12 protein-coding genes are annotated in these 15946 nt (G+C 71.0%); 3 read left to right on the top strand and 9 right to left on the bottom strand.

What is annotated here, in order from left to right:
* Positions 1–4: 4 nt before the first annotated feature.
* Positions 5–3520 (bottom strand): two-component regulator propeller domain-containing protein, encoded by a 3516-nt coding sequence (locus tag BSZ37_RS17520; protein WP_095511793.1) that lies wholly within the window; start codon positions 3518–3520, stop codon positions 5–7.
* Positions 3517–4932: an adenylate/guanylate cyclase domain-containing protein gene (locus BSZ37_RS17515; RefSeq protein WP_095511792.1), complete on the bottom strand. Its 1416-nt coding sequence runs from the start codon at positions 4930–4932 to the stop codon at positions 3517–3519. The genes BSZ37_RS17520 and BSZ37_RS17515 overlap by 4 nt, the downstream gene beginning before the upstream one ends.
* A gap of 192 nt (positions 4933–5124) precedes the next feature.
* On the opposite strand from BSZ37_RS17515, the gene BSZ37_RS17510 reads away from it, so the two are divergent.
* Positions 5125–6126: a lytic transglycosylase domain-containing protein gene (locus BSZ37_RS17510; RefSeq protein WP_095511791.1), complete on the top strand. Its 1002-nt coding sequence runs from the start codon at positions 5125–5127 to the stop codon at positions 6124–6126.
* Positions 6127–6329: 203 nt separating this feature from the next.
* On the opposite strand, the gene BSZ37_RS17505 is transcribed toward BSZ37_RS17510, so the two are convergent.
* Positions 6330–6821, bottom strand: a complete 492-nt coding sequence (locus BSZ37_RS17505) for a hypothetical protein (RefSeq protein ID WP_095511790.1) — start codon at positions 6819–6821, stop codon at positions 6330–6332.
* Between the two features lie 136 nt (positions 6822–6957).
* Positions 6958–9648 carry a hypothetical protein gene (locus BSZ37_RS17500; protein WP_095511789.1) on the bottom strand — a complete coding sequence of 897 codons (2691 nt, stop codon included), beginning with the start codon at positions 9646–9648 and terminating at the stop codon, positions 6958–6960.
* A 167-nt stretch (positions 9649–9815) separates the two neighbouring features.
* On the opposite strand from BSZ37_RS17500, the gene BSZ37_RS17495 reads away from it, so the two are divergent.
* Together BSZ37_RS17495 and BSZ37_RS17490 are read left to right on the top strand one after the other, a co-directional pair.
* Positions 9816–10034, top strand: a complete 219-nt coding sequence (locus BSZ37_RS17495; RefSeq protein WP_095511788.1) for a COG3415 family protein — start codon at positions 9816–9818, stop codon at positions 10032–10034.
* 45 nt (positions 10035–10079) lie between these two features.
* Positions 10080–10697, top strand: coding sequence for a transposase (locus tag BSZ37_RS17490; protein ID WP_095511787.1), 618 nt, complete (start codon positions 10080–10082; stop codon positions 10695–10697).
* Here BSZ37_RS17490 and BSZ37_RS17485 read toward each other — a convergent pair.
* The 5 genes from BSZ37_RS17485 to BSZ37_RS17465 all read right to left on the bottom strand — a co-directional run bounded on the left by BSZ37_RS17485 (position 10681) and on the right by BSZ37_RS17465 (position 15865).
* A complete protein-coding gene (locus tag BSZ37_RS17485; RefSeq protein WP_095512443.1) occupies positions 10681–11391 on the bottom strand; it encodes a succinate dehydrogenase iron-sulfur subunit in 711 nt (236 codons plus the stop codon). The genes BSZ37_RS17490 and BSZ37_RS17485 overlap by 17 nt on opposite strands.
* A gap of 188 nt (positions 11392–11579) precedes the next feature.
* Positions 11580–13322, bottom strand: a complete 1743-nt coding sequence (gene sdhA, locus BSZ37_RS17480) for a succinate dehydrogenase flavoprotein subunit (RefSeq protein ID WP_095511786.1) — start codon at positions 13320–13322, stop codon at positions 11580–11582.
* An 81-nt stretch (positions 13323–13403) separates the two neighbouring features.
* A complete protein-coding gene (locus BSZ37_RS17475) occupies positions 13404–13988 on the bottom strand; it encodes a succinate dehydrogenase/fumarate reductase transmembrane subunit (protein WP_095511785.1) in 585 nt (194 codons plus the stop codon).
* A gap of 55 nt (positions 13989–14043) precedes the next feature.
* Positions 14044–14448 carry a succinate dehydrogenase, cytochrome b556 subunit gene (gene sdhC / locus BSZ37_RS17470; RefSeq protein ID WP_095511784.1) on the bottom strand — a complete coding sequence of 135 codons (405 nt, stop codon included), beginning with the start codon at positions 14446–14448 and terminating at the stop codon, positions 14044–14046.
* Between the two features lie 265 nt (positions 14449–14713).
* The gene (locus BSZ37_RS17465; protein ID WP_095511783.1) at positions 14714–15865 is read right to left on the bottom strand and encodes a citrate synthase; all 1152 of its coding nucleotides are present in this window, start codon (positions 15863–15865) and stop codon (positions 14714–14716) included.
* Positions 15866–15946 lie beyond the last annotated feature (81 nt).

Below are 15946 nucleotides of genomic sequence, written 5' to 3'. Positions count from 1 at the left end.
CGGCCTACTCCGCCTCGGCGTCGAGGTCGAGGGACGCGGGCGCCTCCGTGGCGACGGGCAGGGCGATGTGGAACGTCGTCCCCTCGCCGTCGACGCTCTCGACCGACATCGAGCCGTTGTGGACGCCCGTGACGATGTCGTGGGCCAGCGAGAGGCCGAGGCCGGTGCCCTCGCCGGTCGGCTTCGTGGTGAAGAACGGCTCGAAGATTCGACCCTTCGCCTCGTCCGGGATGCCCGTCCCGTTGTCCTCGACGTCGAGGTGAACGGTGTCGCCTTCGCGGCGGGTGCGGATGGTGACGGTGGGGGAGAAGTCGGGACCGGCGGTCGCAGCCCGCTTCTGGACGGCGTGGAACGCGTTCGTGAGCAGGTTGATGAGGACTCGGCCGAACTCCTGCGGCACGACCTCGACCTCGCCCGTGTCGTCGGCGAAGTCGCGCTCGATCTCGACGTTGAAGTCCGAGTCGTTGGCCCGCGCGCCGTGGAAGGCCAGGTTGGCGTACTCGTCGATGAACCGCGCGAGGTCGACGCGCCCGCGCTCCGACGACCCGCCGCGGCTGTGGAGGAGCATCGAGCGGACGATCCGGTCGGCCCGCTGGCCGTGCTCGCGGATCCGCCGGGCGTTCTCCTGGAGGTCCTCGATCAGGTCGCCCACCTCGTCGAGCACCTCGCCGACGGGCCGGTGGGGCGCCTCGGCCATCTCCTCGCGGAGCTCCTGCGCGAGCTCGACCGAGAGGTCGGCGAAGTTGTTGACGAAGTTGAGCGGGTTCTTGATCTCGTGGGCGATCCCGGCCGTGAGCTGGCCCAGCGACGCGAGCTTCTCGCTCTGGACGAGCTGGGCCTGCGTCGCCTTAAGGTCGCGGAGCGACGTCTCGAGCTGGCTGTTGGCCGCGGCCAGCTTGGCGTTGGCGTCCTCGACCTCGCGCGTCCGCTCGAGCTCGGCGGCCTTCCGGTCGTTCTCGGCCTTGAGCGCGGCGGCCTCGGCGGACGCCTTCCGCTGCTCGGCCTCGGCGGTCTCGGCGCGGAGCTCGGCCTCGCGGCGCTCGGCCCGCTCGCGCTCCTGGCGCAGCAGCCGCGCCCGCTGCCACCGGTCGGCGCGGACGAGGGCGAACACGGCGAGGCCCGCGAACCCGAGCAGTGCCCACCACGTCCGCCACCACGGCGGGTGGACGACGATGTCGATGGTGGCACTCTGCTCGCTCCACACGCCGTCGGCGTTGGCGGCCTGGACCTCGAACGTGTACCGGCCCGGGTCGAGGTCGGGGAACGTCGCCCTGCGCGTGGTCCCGACTTCGTCCCAGCCCTCGAGCACGCCCTCCATGCGGTAGCGGTAGCGGTTCTGCGCCGGGTCGGAGAAGTGGAGGCCAGCGTACTGGATCGTGATGTAGCTCTCGTCCGGGCCGAGGGTGATCTCCTCGGCGACGGGGGCCGCCGCCTCCATGAAGTCGTCCTCGCCGCCCGGCGCGACGGGCTGACCATTGACTTCGACGCCTGTGATCACGGGCTGCGGCGGGTTGGCGTTGCGGGCGGCCAGCGTTTGCGGGTAGAAGGCGAGCAGGCCGCGCTCGCTGCCGAAGAACAGCTGGCCGTCGGGCGCGCGGGTGGCGGCGCCACTGAGGGCGCGCTGGGCGTCCTGCCCTTCGAGGCGCCGGTAGAACGTTTCGGTGACCGGCTCGAATCGGGTGAGCCCGCCTCTCGTGCTCAGCCAGAGGAAGCCGGCGTCGTCCTCAACGATCGCGTAGACCACGTCGTCGGGGAGGTCGGTCTCGTCCGCGGTGTAGCGCGTGAACCCGGCTCCGACGTCGCGGGTGTCGAGCCGGTGGAGCCCGCCCGCCGTCCCGACCCACAACGAGCCGTTCGATCGCGCATGGAGCGAGAGGACGTCGTCGCTGGCGAGACGCGTCGGGTCCTCGGCCGCCGCGCGGAGGCACGTGGCGCGGTCCCCGCCCGCCACGTCGAGGCGGCAGAGGCCGGCGTCGGTGCCCACCCAGAGGCGCCCGTCGGCGTCCTCCACTAGCGCCCGGACGCGGTCGCTGCTGAGTCCGTTGGCGGCGCGGGTCAGGAACTCGGCGGTCTCCTCCTCGCGATCGTAGCGCACGAGGCCACCCGTGAGCGTCCCGATCCAGAAGTCACCGGACTCCGTCTCCAAGAGAGAGGTCACTGCGTACTCGCCGCCCCGCTGGCTCAGCCCCCCCGCGCGTCGGAGTTCGCCATCGGCGCCGACGCGGTGGAGACCGGCACCCTCGGTCCCGACCCACACGGTCCCCTCGCGGTCCTCGTATAGCGCACGGACGGGGTGCTCGTTGAGTCCATCGGCGTCGGAGATGGCCGTGTGCTCGAACGTCCGGCCGTCGGCGCTCCGGTCCAGCGTCCGGTCGGTCCCCACGTAGAGCGTCCCGTCGCGGGCCGCCAGCACGGCGCGGACGTCGTTGCTGGCCAGCGACGCCGGGTCGTCGGTGTGGCGGAGGCGGACGGCCGTCCCGCGCGCCCGGTCGAACCGGTCGAGCCCGCCGTACGTCCCGACCCACAGGACGCCCTGGCGGTCCTCGTGGAGCGCCGACACGTCGTCGTCGACAAGCGATCCGGGGTCCTCCGCGACGGCCTGGTAGACGCGGACGCCCTCGACCCCGGGCGTGAGCCGGCGGAGGCCGCCGGTGAGCGTGCCCACCCAGACCGTCCCGCTCGGGTCCTCGTGAACGTCGGTCACGTTCTGCGCGTTGATGTCGGTCCCGATGTCGAGGCGGGTGAACGCGCCCGAGCTCGGGTCGAACGAGAGGAGCCCGTCGCCGAACGTGCCGAGGAGGAGGCTCCCGCGGCTGCTCGGGGTGATGGCCGTGACCGCGAACGCGCCGAGGAGCGAGTCGGGGCGGACGGTCTGGAACGCGCCGTCGCGGCGGCGCGCGAGGCCGTCGCCGGTGCCGACCCAGAGGTCGCCGTTCTGCGCGAGGTGGAGCGCCTCGACGGTGTCGTCGGGGAGGCTGGCCCGGTCGGCCGCGTCGTGGCGCTCGACGCCGGCCACGGTCCCGTCGGCCTCCACGAACGCGAGCCCGGACGACGTCCCCACCCAGACGTTGCCGGTGCCGTCGGCCTCGAGCGCGATGACGTCGTCGGAGGGGAGGCCCGAGACGCGGAGGAAGCGGTCGGTGGACGGGTCGTAGCGGTTGAGGCCGGCGCCGGTGCCGACCCAGAGCGCCCCGCCGTCGGCGGGCTCCAGCACCTGGATCACGTTGCCGCTCAACGACGTCGAGTCGGCCGTCCGGCGGTACTCGACCATCTCGTACCCGTCGTAGCGGACGAGCCCCTCGTCGGTCCCGACCCAGACGAACCCGAGCGCGTCCTGCGTGACGTCGAGGATCGCGCTGCTCGGGAGGTCGTTCTCGACCGTGAGGTGCCGGAACGTGATCGCGTCGTCGTCCGGGAGCGCGTCGTCCGGCTGGGCCCGGACGAGCGACGGCCCGAGGACGGCGATCGACGCGGTGGCGACGGCCGCGAGGACGCTGGCGAGCAGACGGGGACGGCTCACGACAGGATCCGAGCGAAGGCCTCCGTCGCCGCCGGCGGGACGGACGAGAACCGGAGGTGGGCCTCGCAGTTGCCGTCCCCACTGTCGACCACGTCCAGGACCTTCGCGTACAGCGTGGCGGGGCCGCTCTCGAGCGCGAACGTCAGGCGGACGTCGGTGCGGGCGTCGATGTCGGTCCCGATGCGCGCGCGGGCGCCGGTCTGCGAGAGGGCGACGACCTCGCCGGCGTGGTCGGCGTTCGTGATCTCCTTGCCGTCGAGGACCGCGAGGTCGAACGGAAGCGGGTCGTCGAGCGGCGCGAGGGCGTCCTCGTCGTGGGGGACGGCGCCGCCGTGCTCGCCCTCGACGCGTTCGACGCTGTGGATGGCGATGGGCTCGGCGAACCCCTTCAGCGACACGCGCCGCGTGCCCTCCAGCTTGAGCGGGCCGCTCTCGCCACCGGCCGCTTGGTACGTCGGGTCCGAGATGAGCACCTCCCCCGGGACGGCCAGCGTCTGGATCCGCGCCGTCAGGTTCACGGCGCTTCCCACGACCCCGTACTTGGCCCGCTTCTCCGACCCGATCGTCCCGACGACGACCTCGCCCGAGTTGACGGCCGCCGTCATCTCGAGGGCGGGCAGGCCACGGGACCGGAGCTCGTCGTTGACGGCGCCCATCCGGGTCTGCATCGCCACGGCGCAGGCCGTCGCGCGCGTCGCGTGGTCGTCCATCTCGAGCGGCGCGCCGAAGATGACGAGGACGGCGTCGCCGATGAACTCGTCGATGGCCCCCTCGTGGTCGTCGACCACCTCGGTCATGGCGCCGAGGTAGACGTTGAGGAGCTCGACGACCCGCTCCGGCTCCAGGCGCTCGGCGAGCTGGCTGAACCCAGAGATGTCGGACATCAGGACGGACACCTCGCGCTTCTCGCTCGACCCGGTGGCGCTGGGGTCGGCGAGGACGGCCCGGGCGATCTTGTCCGAGAGATACCGCGTGATGGTCCGGCGGACGCGGTCGGCCTCGCGGTCGCGCTCGACGGCCTCGCGGGCCTGGGCGAGCGTGATCTGGAGGTCGTCCATGTCGATCGGCTTCGTCAGGAAGTCGAACGCGCCCTTGTTCATGGCCGTCCGGATGTTCTCCATGTCGCCGTAGGCCGTGACCACGACGGCCCGCGTGCGGCGGCCGAGGTCGCTGAGCTCGCCGAGGAGCGTCAGCCCGTCCATCCGCGGCATGTTGATGTCGGTCACGACGACCTCGATGTCGGAGTCCTCCTGGAGGTGCTCCAGGGCCTCGACGCCGTCGGATGCGAACACGAGGGCGACCTCTCCGGACCGGACCTGCGACCGGAACTTCTGCCGGATCAGCGGGACCAGGTCTGGCTCGTCGTCGACGAACAGAATCTTGATGGCCTCGGAAGGAGGGACCTCGGACATGGACGGAAGGGGGGGACTGGCCTGCGGGCGGCTCGAAAGTAGCGGCGGACGGACCGTACGCCCCACGGCCCCGCGAGTGTCCGGTACCTTTGGATTCCCGCACGGACTCGGTGAAACCTCGGCCGGCGCGCCGCACCGAGATACGGACGGCCCCCGCCCCGGGGTTCTCCTCCCGCGATCCCACCACACCGAATGCCGACGCTCCGCGCCGCCATCGCCGCTCTGTCCGTCCTCGCCCTCCTCGGGCCGTCTGCCAGCGCCCGCACCGCGGCCGTCGGCGACTCGACGGAAACGGCGTCCCCCGACGACCCGCTGGCCTGGGCCCGCGCCGTCGTCCGCGCCCGTCAGGCCGTCGAGGCGGCCGAGTCCGAAGCCGACCCCTCCGTGGCGGCCGGCCTCGCCGACGAGGCGGTCCGCGCGGTCGAGGCCCTCTCGTCCGACCCGGCCGCCGCGATCTCGCTCCGCGCCCTCGCGCTCCGGGCGCAGGCGGCGTACGAGGCCCACCACGGGCCCGTCGCCGACGGCGCCCTCGCGCCCGCCGAGTGGGCCGCCCTCCGCGGCCCAGCCCTCGCCGCCCTCGGCCCCAACTACGCCCCCACCCTCCGCGACCCGGCCGTCGTGGCTGCCGAGCGGGCCGAGGCCGAGCGCGCCGCCGGCCCCGCGTGGCTGTTCTACCCCGCCGAGGCCGCCGCCGAGGTCGAGCGCCAGCGCGGCGCCGCGGGCCGTCTCACGCGCTCCGTCCGTCGCAACCGCTCGCTCCTCCGCCAGATCCGCCATACGCTGGCCCGCCGCGGCGTGCCCGAGGACCTCCAGTACGTCGCCGTCATCGAGAGCGCCCTGAACCCGCGCGCCGAGAGCTGGGCGGGCGCGCGGGGCCTGTGGCAGTTCATGCCCGAGACGGCCGCCGACTACGGCCTCGACTCGCTGTCCGTCTTCGAGACGGGCCCTTCGACGGACGCCGCCGCGCGTTATCTCCGCTGGCTCGGCGGTCGCTTCGACGGCGACTGGCACCTCGCGCTGGCGGCCTACAACTGCGGGGTCGGGCGTGTCGAGCGGATCGTGCGCGAGGCCCGCGACAAACTCGGCCGCGAGCCGACGTTCTGGGACGTCCGCGACGCGCTCCCGCGCGAGACCGCGGAGTACGTCCCCCGTTTCCTCGCCGTCGCCGAGGCGATGGGCGCGCGCGAGGCCTGAACCCGCCCGCCTCGTGCCCGAGGCCGGGGGAGTCGGCCGCGGCCCCCAAAAAACAACCCGCCCGACCGGTTAGGGTCGGACGGGCTGGCAAGCAGGGAGGTCCCTGTTTATAGAGTCACCCGGCGGGGCCGAGTGCTACTGCAAGGTACGGACGAGCGGCGGCGTTCGTGCCCAGCCCGTAACCGAGGCGGGCCGACACTGCGCTAGGGCGGAGGGATTTGCCCGGGGACGGCGCGGAACGAGGCGTCGAACGGCGCCCGCGTCTCGGTGCCGTCCGCGTCAAATCGCGTGAGCGTGCCGGCCATCGTCCCGGTCACGAGGCTGTCGGTGACGGACGCGAACGCCAGCGTGCCCTCCGAATCGACGTAGGCTGGGGCGTCCTCGACCTGCGTGCCCCCCGGCCCCCAGCGCATCGGGACGACGGAGGCGCCGTCGCCGAGGGCGACCTCGCCCTCGTGGATCCCGCCGAACACACGCACCTCGACGTAGGCGAACGGCGTGTCGTCGGGGACGGCCCACGACCCGCCGTCGAGCGGGGCCGTGGCGAGCGCGAACACGCCGAAGCCGTCGAGGGCGAGGACGTAGGCATGGCCGTCGTCGAACGAGGCCGCGGGATCGCCATCGATCATGACGGAGGCGGTTCCGTCTGCGACGGGAAGAAGGGAGAGGGCGAGGAGGAGCAGGAAAGGGCGCATGGGTCGAGGAGAGTGCGTCCAGGGTACGCGACGTTGTCGCGAGACCTGTCACAGACGCAGCGCGCCCCGCTCGGCCATTCCGAGCGGGGCGCGGGAGTGTCCCGCTCGCTTCGAAGAGACACAGAAGCGGGAAAGGCTACCGCACGACCGTGATCGTTCGGGTCGCTCGACGCCCGTCGGCGTCGAGCACGACGACGTAGACGCCAGTTGCCAGCCGCGACGCGTCCAGCGCTGCGCGGTGCTCGCCGGCCGCGTGGGCCCCGTCAGCGAGTACGGCAACCTCGCGGCCGAGCACGTCGACCACGCGGAGCCTGACGTCGCCGGGCGCCGCCAGCCCGAACGGGACCGAGGCCGCCCTGCTGATCGGGTTTGGGTGGACTGCAAGAGAAAGGCCCATGGCGTTTGGGCCGCGCTCGACGGGGACCACGACAGGATCGGTGGTGTAGAACCGGATGACGGTGCCCGTGAGCTCGTCGATCCCCACGCCCGTCTGCTCCATCACGAAGCGCTGGAGCGGCCGTCCGCGGTCGAAGTCGATGAGCCCAGCTGGGCCCGCTGTGGCGGGGTCCGTCGGGCACCCATTCGGGTCCGCGCTCACGAGCGGCTCGATCGCCGACTCCCAGTCGCCGTACGACGTCGTCGGGTAGTAGGCGTAGATCCGCTGCGTGATGTTGCCGAGCCCGAACTGGGTCGGCCCGAAGTACCCGAACTCGCACTCGACGCCGCCGTCGGCGTAGAGGAGGGGGATCATCTGGACGTCGTCGGACGGGTCGTTGTCTGCGCCCGGGGGCGTGAGGCCGATGTCCCAGACCTCGAACGGGACCGCGATCGCAATGCCTGACGTGAACCCGTAGTACGCGTACGATCCCTCGTCGGTGAACCGGATCTCGTAGTCCTTCGGGGCGAACGCACCGAGGCTGGCCTCGGGGCCATCGCCGACGTGGTAACCGACGTAGTCGGCCGTCCCGTTGTACGACGAGTAGATGGCGTTTCCACCGACCTCGTCGCAGCCGCCCGTCGAAGCGGCGTCTGCGCCACAGGGATCCACCCCCCCGGGGCCGGTGACCTCTACGAATGCGGGGGCGCCGCTGGCGAGGGCGAGCACGTCCGGCCGATACGTCAGGTACGAGAACTCGCGGACCTCGGACTCAGGGCCCTCGCCGCCCCAGTTCAGCGGCATGACCGACCACGAGGTAACGGGAAGGCCGTCCGGCAGGTCCTCGGCTGCGATCGTGAGAGACGTCCCGGTCGTGTGGAAGTCGCCAGAAGGGAAGGTGAGACGATAGGCGTCGGCGCCTTCTGCGGCGGTCCACTCGAAGGTGACCGAGGCGGGCGTGTCGTCGTTGAATTCGGCGCCGTCAGCCGGGGCGAGGAGCGTGGGAGCGGCCGAGGGCACGGCCGGTGGTGGGGTGTAGTTGATCTGGGCCTCCGAGATCGCCCGCGCTCCGCCCGCGTCATATGCCGCCTGGACGGCGTCGCTGATGTCGCGGAGCCGCTGGACCGAGGCCAACCGGGTCCCGGCCGGGCCGGCGCCGGCAAACAGGATGGCGATGTCGAACCGAACCGGCTCTCCTGGCGCGAGCACCAGCGGGCCTGTCGAGATCGTACCACTGCGGTCGCCCGGCTCGACCCGGGTGCCCTCGCCGTCGACGTTCTCCTGGGTCCAGAACGAGTACGTCACGGGGTCCCCATTGAAGATCCACGAGGTGACGTCAGTGCTCCCAGGGTTGTAGCCGTCGCCGCCGGTTGTCATCGGGGTCCCGTCCGTCCAGAGGCCCTGCATGAGGCGGTACGACGCGCGGCCGCGGTCTTGCGCCCCCGCTAGGCTTGCCCCATTTAACCCCATGGCGGCGCCGGCGCCACTGAGAATGTCGATCCCAAGCGCGGGCGGGTCTTCGCCGTAGCCAGACGAATACTCGTCGTCCTCGTCGCCATTGTAGGCGATGAGCATCCCGCGCGTGGGGTCGGAGGTGACGTAGTCGTCGGAGGGGTTACCGATGTCAGGATCAACCCACATACCGATTCGGGTCTCGGTGATCGGCGTGTCGCTCCGATTGACGACCGTGTACTCGTAGAAGGTATGAGTCGTGAGGTCCGGCGAGGAGCTGTCGAAGGTGTAGGCCAGCACACGCACCTCGACCCCGAGCGGCGTCTTGCCACTCCAATCGTGGGCGTTGCCGGCATCATTCATGACCCACCAGACCCCCTGGTCGCCGACGATGTCCGGCCGCTCGCCGGCCTCAAGGTCGATATGACGGCCTCCCCCGATCGCCTTGCTGTATCCCGGGTCATCGACGTCAAGCTCGACTCGCGGTTCGTTCGGGTCGCGCTGGTCATTTCCGTTCGCGTCGACATAGAACGGGGCGCCCTGCGCGATGGGCCAAGTCACGAGATCATGCGTGGCGGTGCCGCTCGTCCTGTAGTCGACGATGTCCTGACGGTTGACCGTCCAGAACCGGTCGAACGCAGCGCAATCGCTAGGGCTGATGTCAGCGTCCGCGCCGAGCGGGCCGGGCCAGAACTCATTGTCGGAGTAGGTGGCGCCAGCAAACCGCAGGTCGTTTTCGTTCCCGTCATAGAGCCCGCCGATCCAGAGCCCGGAGGCGAAGATCGCATGTATCCCGCTGCCGGCCGGGACCTCGTATTGATAGCCGGCATCTCGCCAAAAGAGGCCTCCCGTGTTGTAGAGGGCCGCATGGACGCCACCAATGTCAAGAGTGGCGTCGGCCGAGCCGAGGGCGCAGTCGCCTGCCGTCTGAGCGTTGGCGACGACTGCCAGCAGGGCGGCGAGGACAAGGGCGGGAAGGAGGCGCGACGTACGGTGCATGAGGGGTGGGGGTGGCTGGACGCGTAAGCTCCCGGCTGATCCGGGCGATCTCATCGTGCGACCACACGAGTTCTGATGGCAGTTCGTCGGGGCTGCCCCCACGCTAGGCCCACTGCCCCGTAGTCGGCATGGGTAGAGACTGCCCAGATTGGATCCCGTGTGCCGCCGTGCGCTCCCACCGCTGGCGCGCCCACGGCACGGCCGGGCCCGTCGGCCACTGGGGTGGGGCACCAGCCAAGCTGTCCGACGATGACCGCGCCGCGCTCGTGGCCCGGGTCGACGGGTCCGACGCCACCCGCGAGGAACTTCAGGAGCGGCCCGCGGCCGAGTGCGGCGTCGAAGTCACCCGCTCGACGGTCAACGGGGTCCTCGTCGCGGCCGGGTGACGCTCAAAGAAGACGCTCCGGGCCGACCAGCGAGTCCGCCCGGCCGTGGTCGAGGGACGTGAGGCGTTCGCAGCCCGTCGGCCCTCGCTCGACGCGCGGCGGCTCGTGTTTCTCGACGAGACCGGTTCGCACGTCGCGATGGCTCGGCAACACGGCCGCTCCCGACGCGGGACGCGCGTGGTCGGCTACGCACCGGGCGGCTGGGGGAAGAACACGACGCTGACGGGGACGATGACCCTCGACGGCCTCCTCGTGCTCGACCGCCGGGTCGGCGGGGGGACGACGAGGGCCCGCTTCCTCGCGGTCGTGCGCGAGGCGCTGGTGCCCGTGCTGCGGCCGGGTCAGGTGGTCGTGCTCGACCCCCTCTCGGTGCACAGACCGGAGGTCCGGGTGGGCATCGAGGCGGCGGGGCGCCAGGTGCTTTCCGTGCCGCCGTCCAGCCCCGAGTACAACACGATCGAGGAGCTGGGGTCGAAGCTGACGTCCCACCTACGGGGACTGGCCGCGCGGACGGAGGAGGTGTCGGACACCGCGATCACCGAGGCGGCGGCGACGGTCACGGCGTCCGACGCGGCGAACTGGATTCGGGGTGGGAGAACGTCTGCCTCGGCGGCTCCACGAGGAGACCGAGGCGGAGAGGGCGGGGCTAGTACCGCGTCGTGACGGCCTTCCGCTTCAGCGCCGACAGCCAGCGCGTGATGTCGATCCCCTTCGGGCACGCCTGGACGCAGTTGAAGATGGTGTAGCACTTCCACAGGCCGTCCTTCGAGTCGACCACCTTCAGCCGCTCCTCGGCCTCGGTGTCGCGGCTGTCGAAGACGTAGCGGTAGGCCTTGAGCATGGCGGCCGGACCGAGGTAGTCGGGGTCGGCCCAGGTGCTCGGGCACGAGTGCGTGCAGGCCCCGCACATGATGCACTTCGTGGCGTCCTCGATGATCGCGTGCTGCTCCGGGCTCTGCGTCCGCTCCTTGACCGGGACGGCCTCGTCGTTGATGAGCCACGGCATGACGGCCCGGTACTTGTCGAAGAACCGGGACTGGTCGATCACGAGGTCCTTGAGCACCGGCGCCGCCGGGAGCGGCTCGAACGTGACCGTGTCGCCGTCCTTGAGCCCGAGGTCTTGGACGAGGACCGAGCAGGCGAGCTGGTTCTCGCCGTTGATCTTCATCGCGTCGGACCCGCAGATGCCGTGGGCGCAGCTCTTCCGGAAGGTGAGCGTCCCGTCGAGGTGCCACTTCACGTAGTGGAGCAGGTCGAGCGCCCGGTCCATGGCCTCGGCCGGGACCTCGTACTCGTCCCAACGCGGGCGCTCGTCGGTGTCCGGGTTGAACCGCTTGACCCGGACGGTCAGCGTCATCGTCGGCGCGTTGCCGCCGGCGCGGCGGCGCGGCTTCCGACCGGACTCGGCGTCCTCGACGCGGTCCTCGATGGTGTCGGGAGTCTGATCGGCGGTGAGGGTGTCTGCCATGAGTTCGGAGGTGGAAGGTCAGAGTTCGGAGTTCGTGGCGTCCAACTCTGAACTCCGAACTCTGAACTCCGAGCTCTCTAGTACTTGCGCTCCTTGGGCTGGAACTGCGTGATGATGACGTCCTTGTAGCCGATCTCGGTCTGGCCCTGCTGGTCGCTCCAGAGGAGCGTGTGCTTGAGCCACTCGTCGTCGTTCCGCTTGGAGTAGTCCTCGCGGAGGTGGGCGCCGCGGCTCTCGGTCCGGTTCCGGGCGGCGACCGTGATGGCCTCGGCGTAGTCGACCATGAACTGGACCTCGACGGCGTCCATGAGGTCCGTGTTGAACCGGGTCCCCTTGTCCTGGCACGTCACCGAGGCGGCCCGGGCCCGGAGCGTCTGGAGGTCGCCGAGGGCCTCCTCGAGCGTCTCGTCGGTCCGGTAAACCGAGACGTTCTTCATCATGGTCTCCTGGAGGTCGGTCCGGACGGCGACCGCCTTCTCGCCCTCGGTGCGGGACAGGATGGAGTCGAGCATCTCGCGCGTCCGCTTCTCGGGGGCTTCGGGGAGCGGGAGCCGCTCGGCGCCGGCCTTGACCTGCCTGGCCATCTCGATCCCGGTCCGCCGCCCGAAGACGACGAGGTCGAGGAGCGAGTTCGTGCCCAGCCGGTTGGCGCCGTGGACCGACACGCAGGCGGCCTCGCCACACGCGAAGAAGCCCTCGACGGTGTCGCTCCGGTCGGCGCTCTTGGTCACCTGCCCGTCGATGTTCGTCGGGATGCCGCCCATCGCGTAGTGGCACGTCGGGGCGACGGGGATCGGCGTCTTGACCGGGTCGATGCCGAGGTAGACGCGGCTGAACGTCGAGATCTCGGGCAGCTTGTGCTCGAGGACGTCCTTGCCCACGCCCGTCATGTCGAGGACGACGTGGTCTTTGCCGTTGATGCCGCGGCCCTCGCGGATCTCCTTGTAGATGCACTGCGAGACCATGTCGCGCGGCGCGAGGTCCTTGACCGTCGGCGCGTAGCGCTCCATGAACCGCTCGCCCTCCGAGTTGCGGAGGATGCCGCCCTCCCCGCGCGCGCCCTCCGTGATAAGGATGCCGAGGCGGTAGAGGCCGGTCGGGTGGAACTGGATGAACTCCATGTCCTGGAGCGGGAGCCCGGCGCGGAGCGCGAGGGCGAACCCGTCGCCGGTCCCGGCGTGGGCGTTCGACGTAGTCTTGAAGGCGCGGCCGTAGCCGCCCGTCGCGAAGCACGTCGCCGCCGCGTGGAACGTGTGGACGTCGCCCGTCAGGATCTCGTAGGCCACGCACCCGGCGATGCCCTCGCCGTCCGGGCTCTCGACGAGATCGAGGACCTGGAACTCGTCGTAGAACGTGACCTTGTTCTTGACGCACTGCTCGTAGAGCGTGTGCAGGATCATGTGGCCCGTCCGGTCGGCCGCGTAGCAGGCCCGCCGGACCGGCGCCTCGCCGAAGTTGCGGGTGTGCCCGCCGAACCGGCGCTGGGCGATCTTGCCCTCGCGCGTGCGGGAGAACGGGACGCCGTAGTGCTCGAGCTCGATGATCGTGCGCGGGGCGTCCTGGCACATCTGCTCGATGGCGTCCTGGTCGCCGAGGTAGTCCGAGCCCTTCGTCGTGTCGAAGGCGTGCCAGAGCCAGTGGTCCTCCTCCTCGTTGCCGAGGGCCGCGCCGATGCCGCCCTGCGCGGCGCCCGTGTGGCTGCGGAGCGGGTGGAGCTTCGAGACGACGGCCACGTCGGCCCCGCCCTCCGAGGCGTAGAGCGCGGCCATGAGCCCGGCGCCGCCGGCGCCGACGATGACGATGTCGTGGGTGAAGGTCATGGGATGGGGGACTGGGGACGGTGGGGACTCGGGACCAGGCGGGGAGGCGTCCCCAGTTCCTCGTCGCTCGTCCCGGCCTCGCTAGAGGCCCGCCACGATGACGGAGTAGGCGCCGACGACGAACAGCACGAGGGCGAGCGTCCACGAGAGGGCCGTCGCGCCGACGCGGGCCATGTCGTTCCGGATGTAGTCGGTCAGGACGTTGTTGAGCCCGTAGAACCCGTGGTGGAGGGCGAACGCCAGGAACAGGAGGTTGAAGCCTTTCCAGAGGACCGCGTAGACGGGGTCGCCGAGGCGGAGCATCAGGACCTCGTAGGGCGTCGGGCCGGCGACCTCGCCAGGCGGGTGCGTCGGGCCCGGCGCGTCGCCCTCGGGGTCGCCGATCTGGGCCGGGACCACGCGCGGGGCGTCGGGCGTCGCCGGCGCGGCGTCGCGGGCCTCGAAGGCCCGGACGGCCTCGGCAGCTTCCTCGGAGTAACGCGGGAGGACGCCCGCCTCGGCCTCGTCGGCCGTGACGACCGAGTGCGAGATGCTCGCCGTGGTCCGGTCGTAGTGCTGGACCCAGAAGTGGGTGATCAGCAGGAAGATGAGGAACGTCCCCGTGATCCGGTGGGCGAACCACTGGAACGCGCTGGAGCGGGCGGTGCGGCCGTACTTGCTTGCCATGAGATTGGGCGCGGCGCTGGCGGCCCGCCTCGGCGGGCGCCGCCAGCGGGGCGGCTTAGCCGTTGAGGTGGTCGACGAGGGCGGCGATGGACGGGTAGCCCCCGACCGCGAACAGGACGGCGGCGACGGCGCCGAGCGTCCAGAACAGCCGCTTCTGGTTCGGGCTCCACCCCACGAAGTCGATGAGCACGATCCGGAGCCCGTTCAGGGCGTGGTAGATCACGGCGCCCAGGAGCAGGAACTCGCCGACCTTGAAGATCGGCGCGTGGTAGCTCGTGATGAGGGCGTTGTAGGCCTCGGGGTTCGTGATCGCCTTGAGCCCCCAGACGTGGAGCACGAGGTAGCCCACGAGGGCCAGCCCGGTCAGGCGGTGGAGGATCCACGCGAACATGCCCACGCGCAGCTTGTAACGCTGAACGGGGCGGCTGGCGACGGACGTGCGGTCGGCGGCGACGGCCATGACGGGGGGAGGGGAAGGACGGGGGCGGGCAACCGGCGGCCCCGTGCGAGGTTTCACTCTGGAGTGAAAGTACGGGGCGCGACGGTTCCAAAGTACGCCCGTTCCCGCTCCTCGTCGGGACTTCGCAGGGGCGCCGGTGACGCTCGGCAGCGCTTCCGCCGCGAGTTCACGACCGCGGCCGCGGCCCGAACGACGGCGGGGCGCCCGGACCGAATCCGGGCGCCCCGCGGGCTCCGCCTCGGTGCCGAGGCGGGCGGGGTCGGCGCTAGCCGCGCTCGGCGACCGGGGTCACCGTCAGGCCGCGCGGGCCGACGTACTCGGCGCGCGGGCGGATGAGCCGGTTGTCCTCCCACTGCTCGAGGAGGTGGGCCGTCCAGCCCGTCATCCGCGAGATGGCGAAGATCGGGGTGTAGAGGTCGGTCTCGATGCCGAGGAGGTAGTACACGCTCGCCGAGTAGAAGTCGACGTTGGCGTCGAGGCCCTTGGTCTCCTTGACCGTCGTCCGGATTGTGTCGGACATCTCGAGCCACTTCGTCTCGCCCTTCTCTTCGGAGAGGTCCTCGAGCATGTCTCGGAGGATGACCGCGCGCGGGTCGAGCGTCTTGTAGACGCGGTGCCCGATGCCCATGATCTTCTCCTTCTTGGCCAGCTTCTCGTCCACGAAGTCCTGGGCGCTCTGGCCCGACTCGTCGAGCTTGAGGAGGGTCTTCATGACCTCGATGTTGGCCCCACCGTGCAGCGGCCCCTTGAGCGCGCCCATGGCCCCGACGACGGCCGAGTACATGTCGCTCAACGTCGAGCTGATGACGCGGGCCGTGAACGTGGAGGCGTTCAGGCCGTGCTCGGCGTGGAGCACGAGGGCCGCGTCCATGATGGCCTCGGCGGCCGGCCCCGGCTCCTCGCCGTTGAGCATGTAGAGGAAGTCGTGGGCCGTCGAGCCCTCCTGCTTCGGGGCGACGGGGTCCAGGCCCTTCCGGATCCGGTCGAAGGCCGCGACGAGCGTCGGGAGCTTGGCCGTGAGGCGGACCGCCTTGCGGTAGTTGGCCTCGGCGTCCATGACGTCGGCCTCGTCGTCATAGGCGGCCAGCATCGAGAGGGCCGTCCGCATGGCGGCCATCGGGTTGGCGTCCTTCGGCGTGTGGTGCCGGAGGTGGTCGAGGAGGTCGGGGTGGACCGGGCGGGCCTCGCGGAGCTGCGCGTTGAGCTCGTCGAGCTGGGCCTGCGTCGGGAGCGAGCCCTTCCAGAGGAGGTAGGCCGTCTCCTCGAACGACGTGTTCTCGGCGAGGTCCTGGATGCCGTAGCCGCGGTAGAGCAGCTCGCCCTTCTGGCCGTCGATGAACGAGAGCTCGGTGTCGAGGGCGGTCACGCCTTCGAGGCCGCGGGACTGGGTGGGGGCGGGGGCGTCGGTCTGGGACATCGGTCGGGGGAAGGGCGGGACCCGGAGGCCACGCGGTCAAAAACGATCGGTCGAGCACCTACCCCGGTCGGGCACGCCGGG

Origin of the sequence: Rubrivirga marina (assembly GCF_002283365.1) — a bacterium.
GTDB lineage: Bacteria > Bacteroidota > Rhodothermia > Rhodothermales > Rubricoccaceae > Rubrivirga > Rubrivirga marina.
The sequence above is the reverse complement of the archived record's forward strand: the minus strand, read 5'-3'. Positions and strand labels throughout refer to the sequence as shown.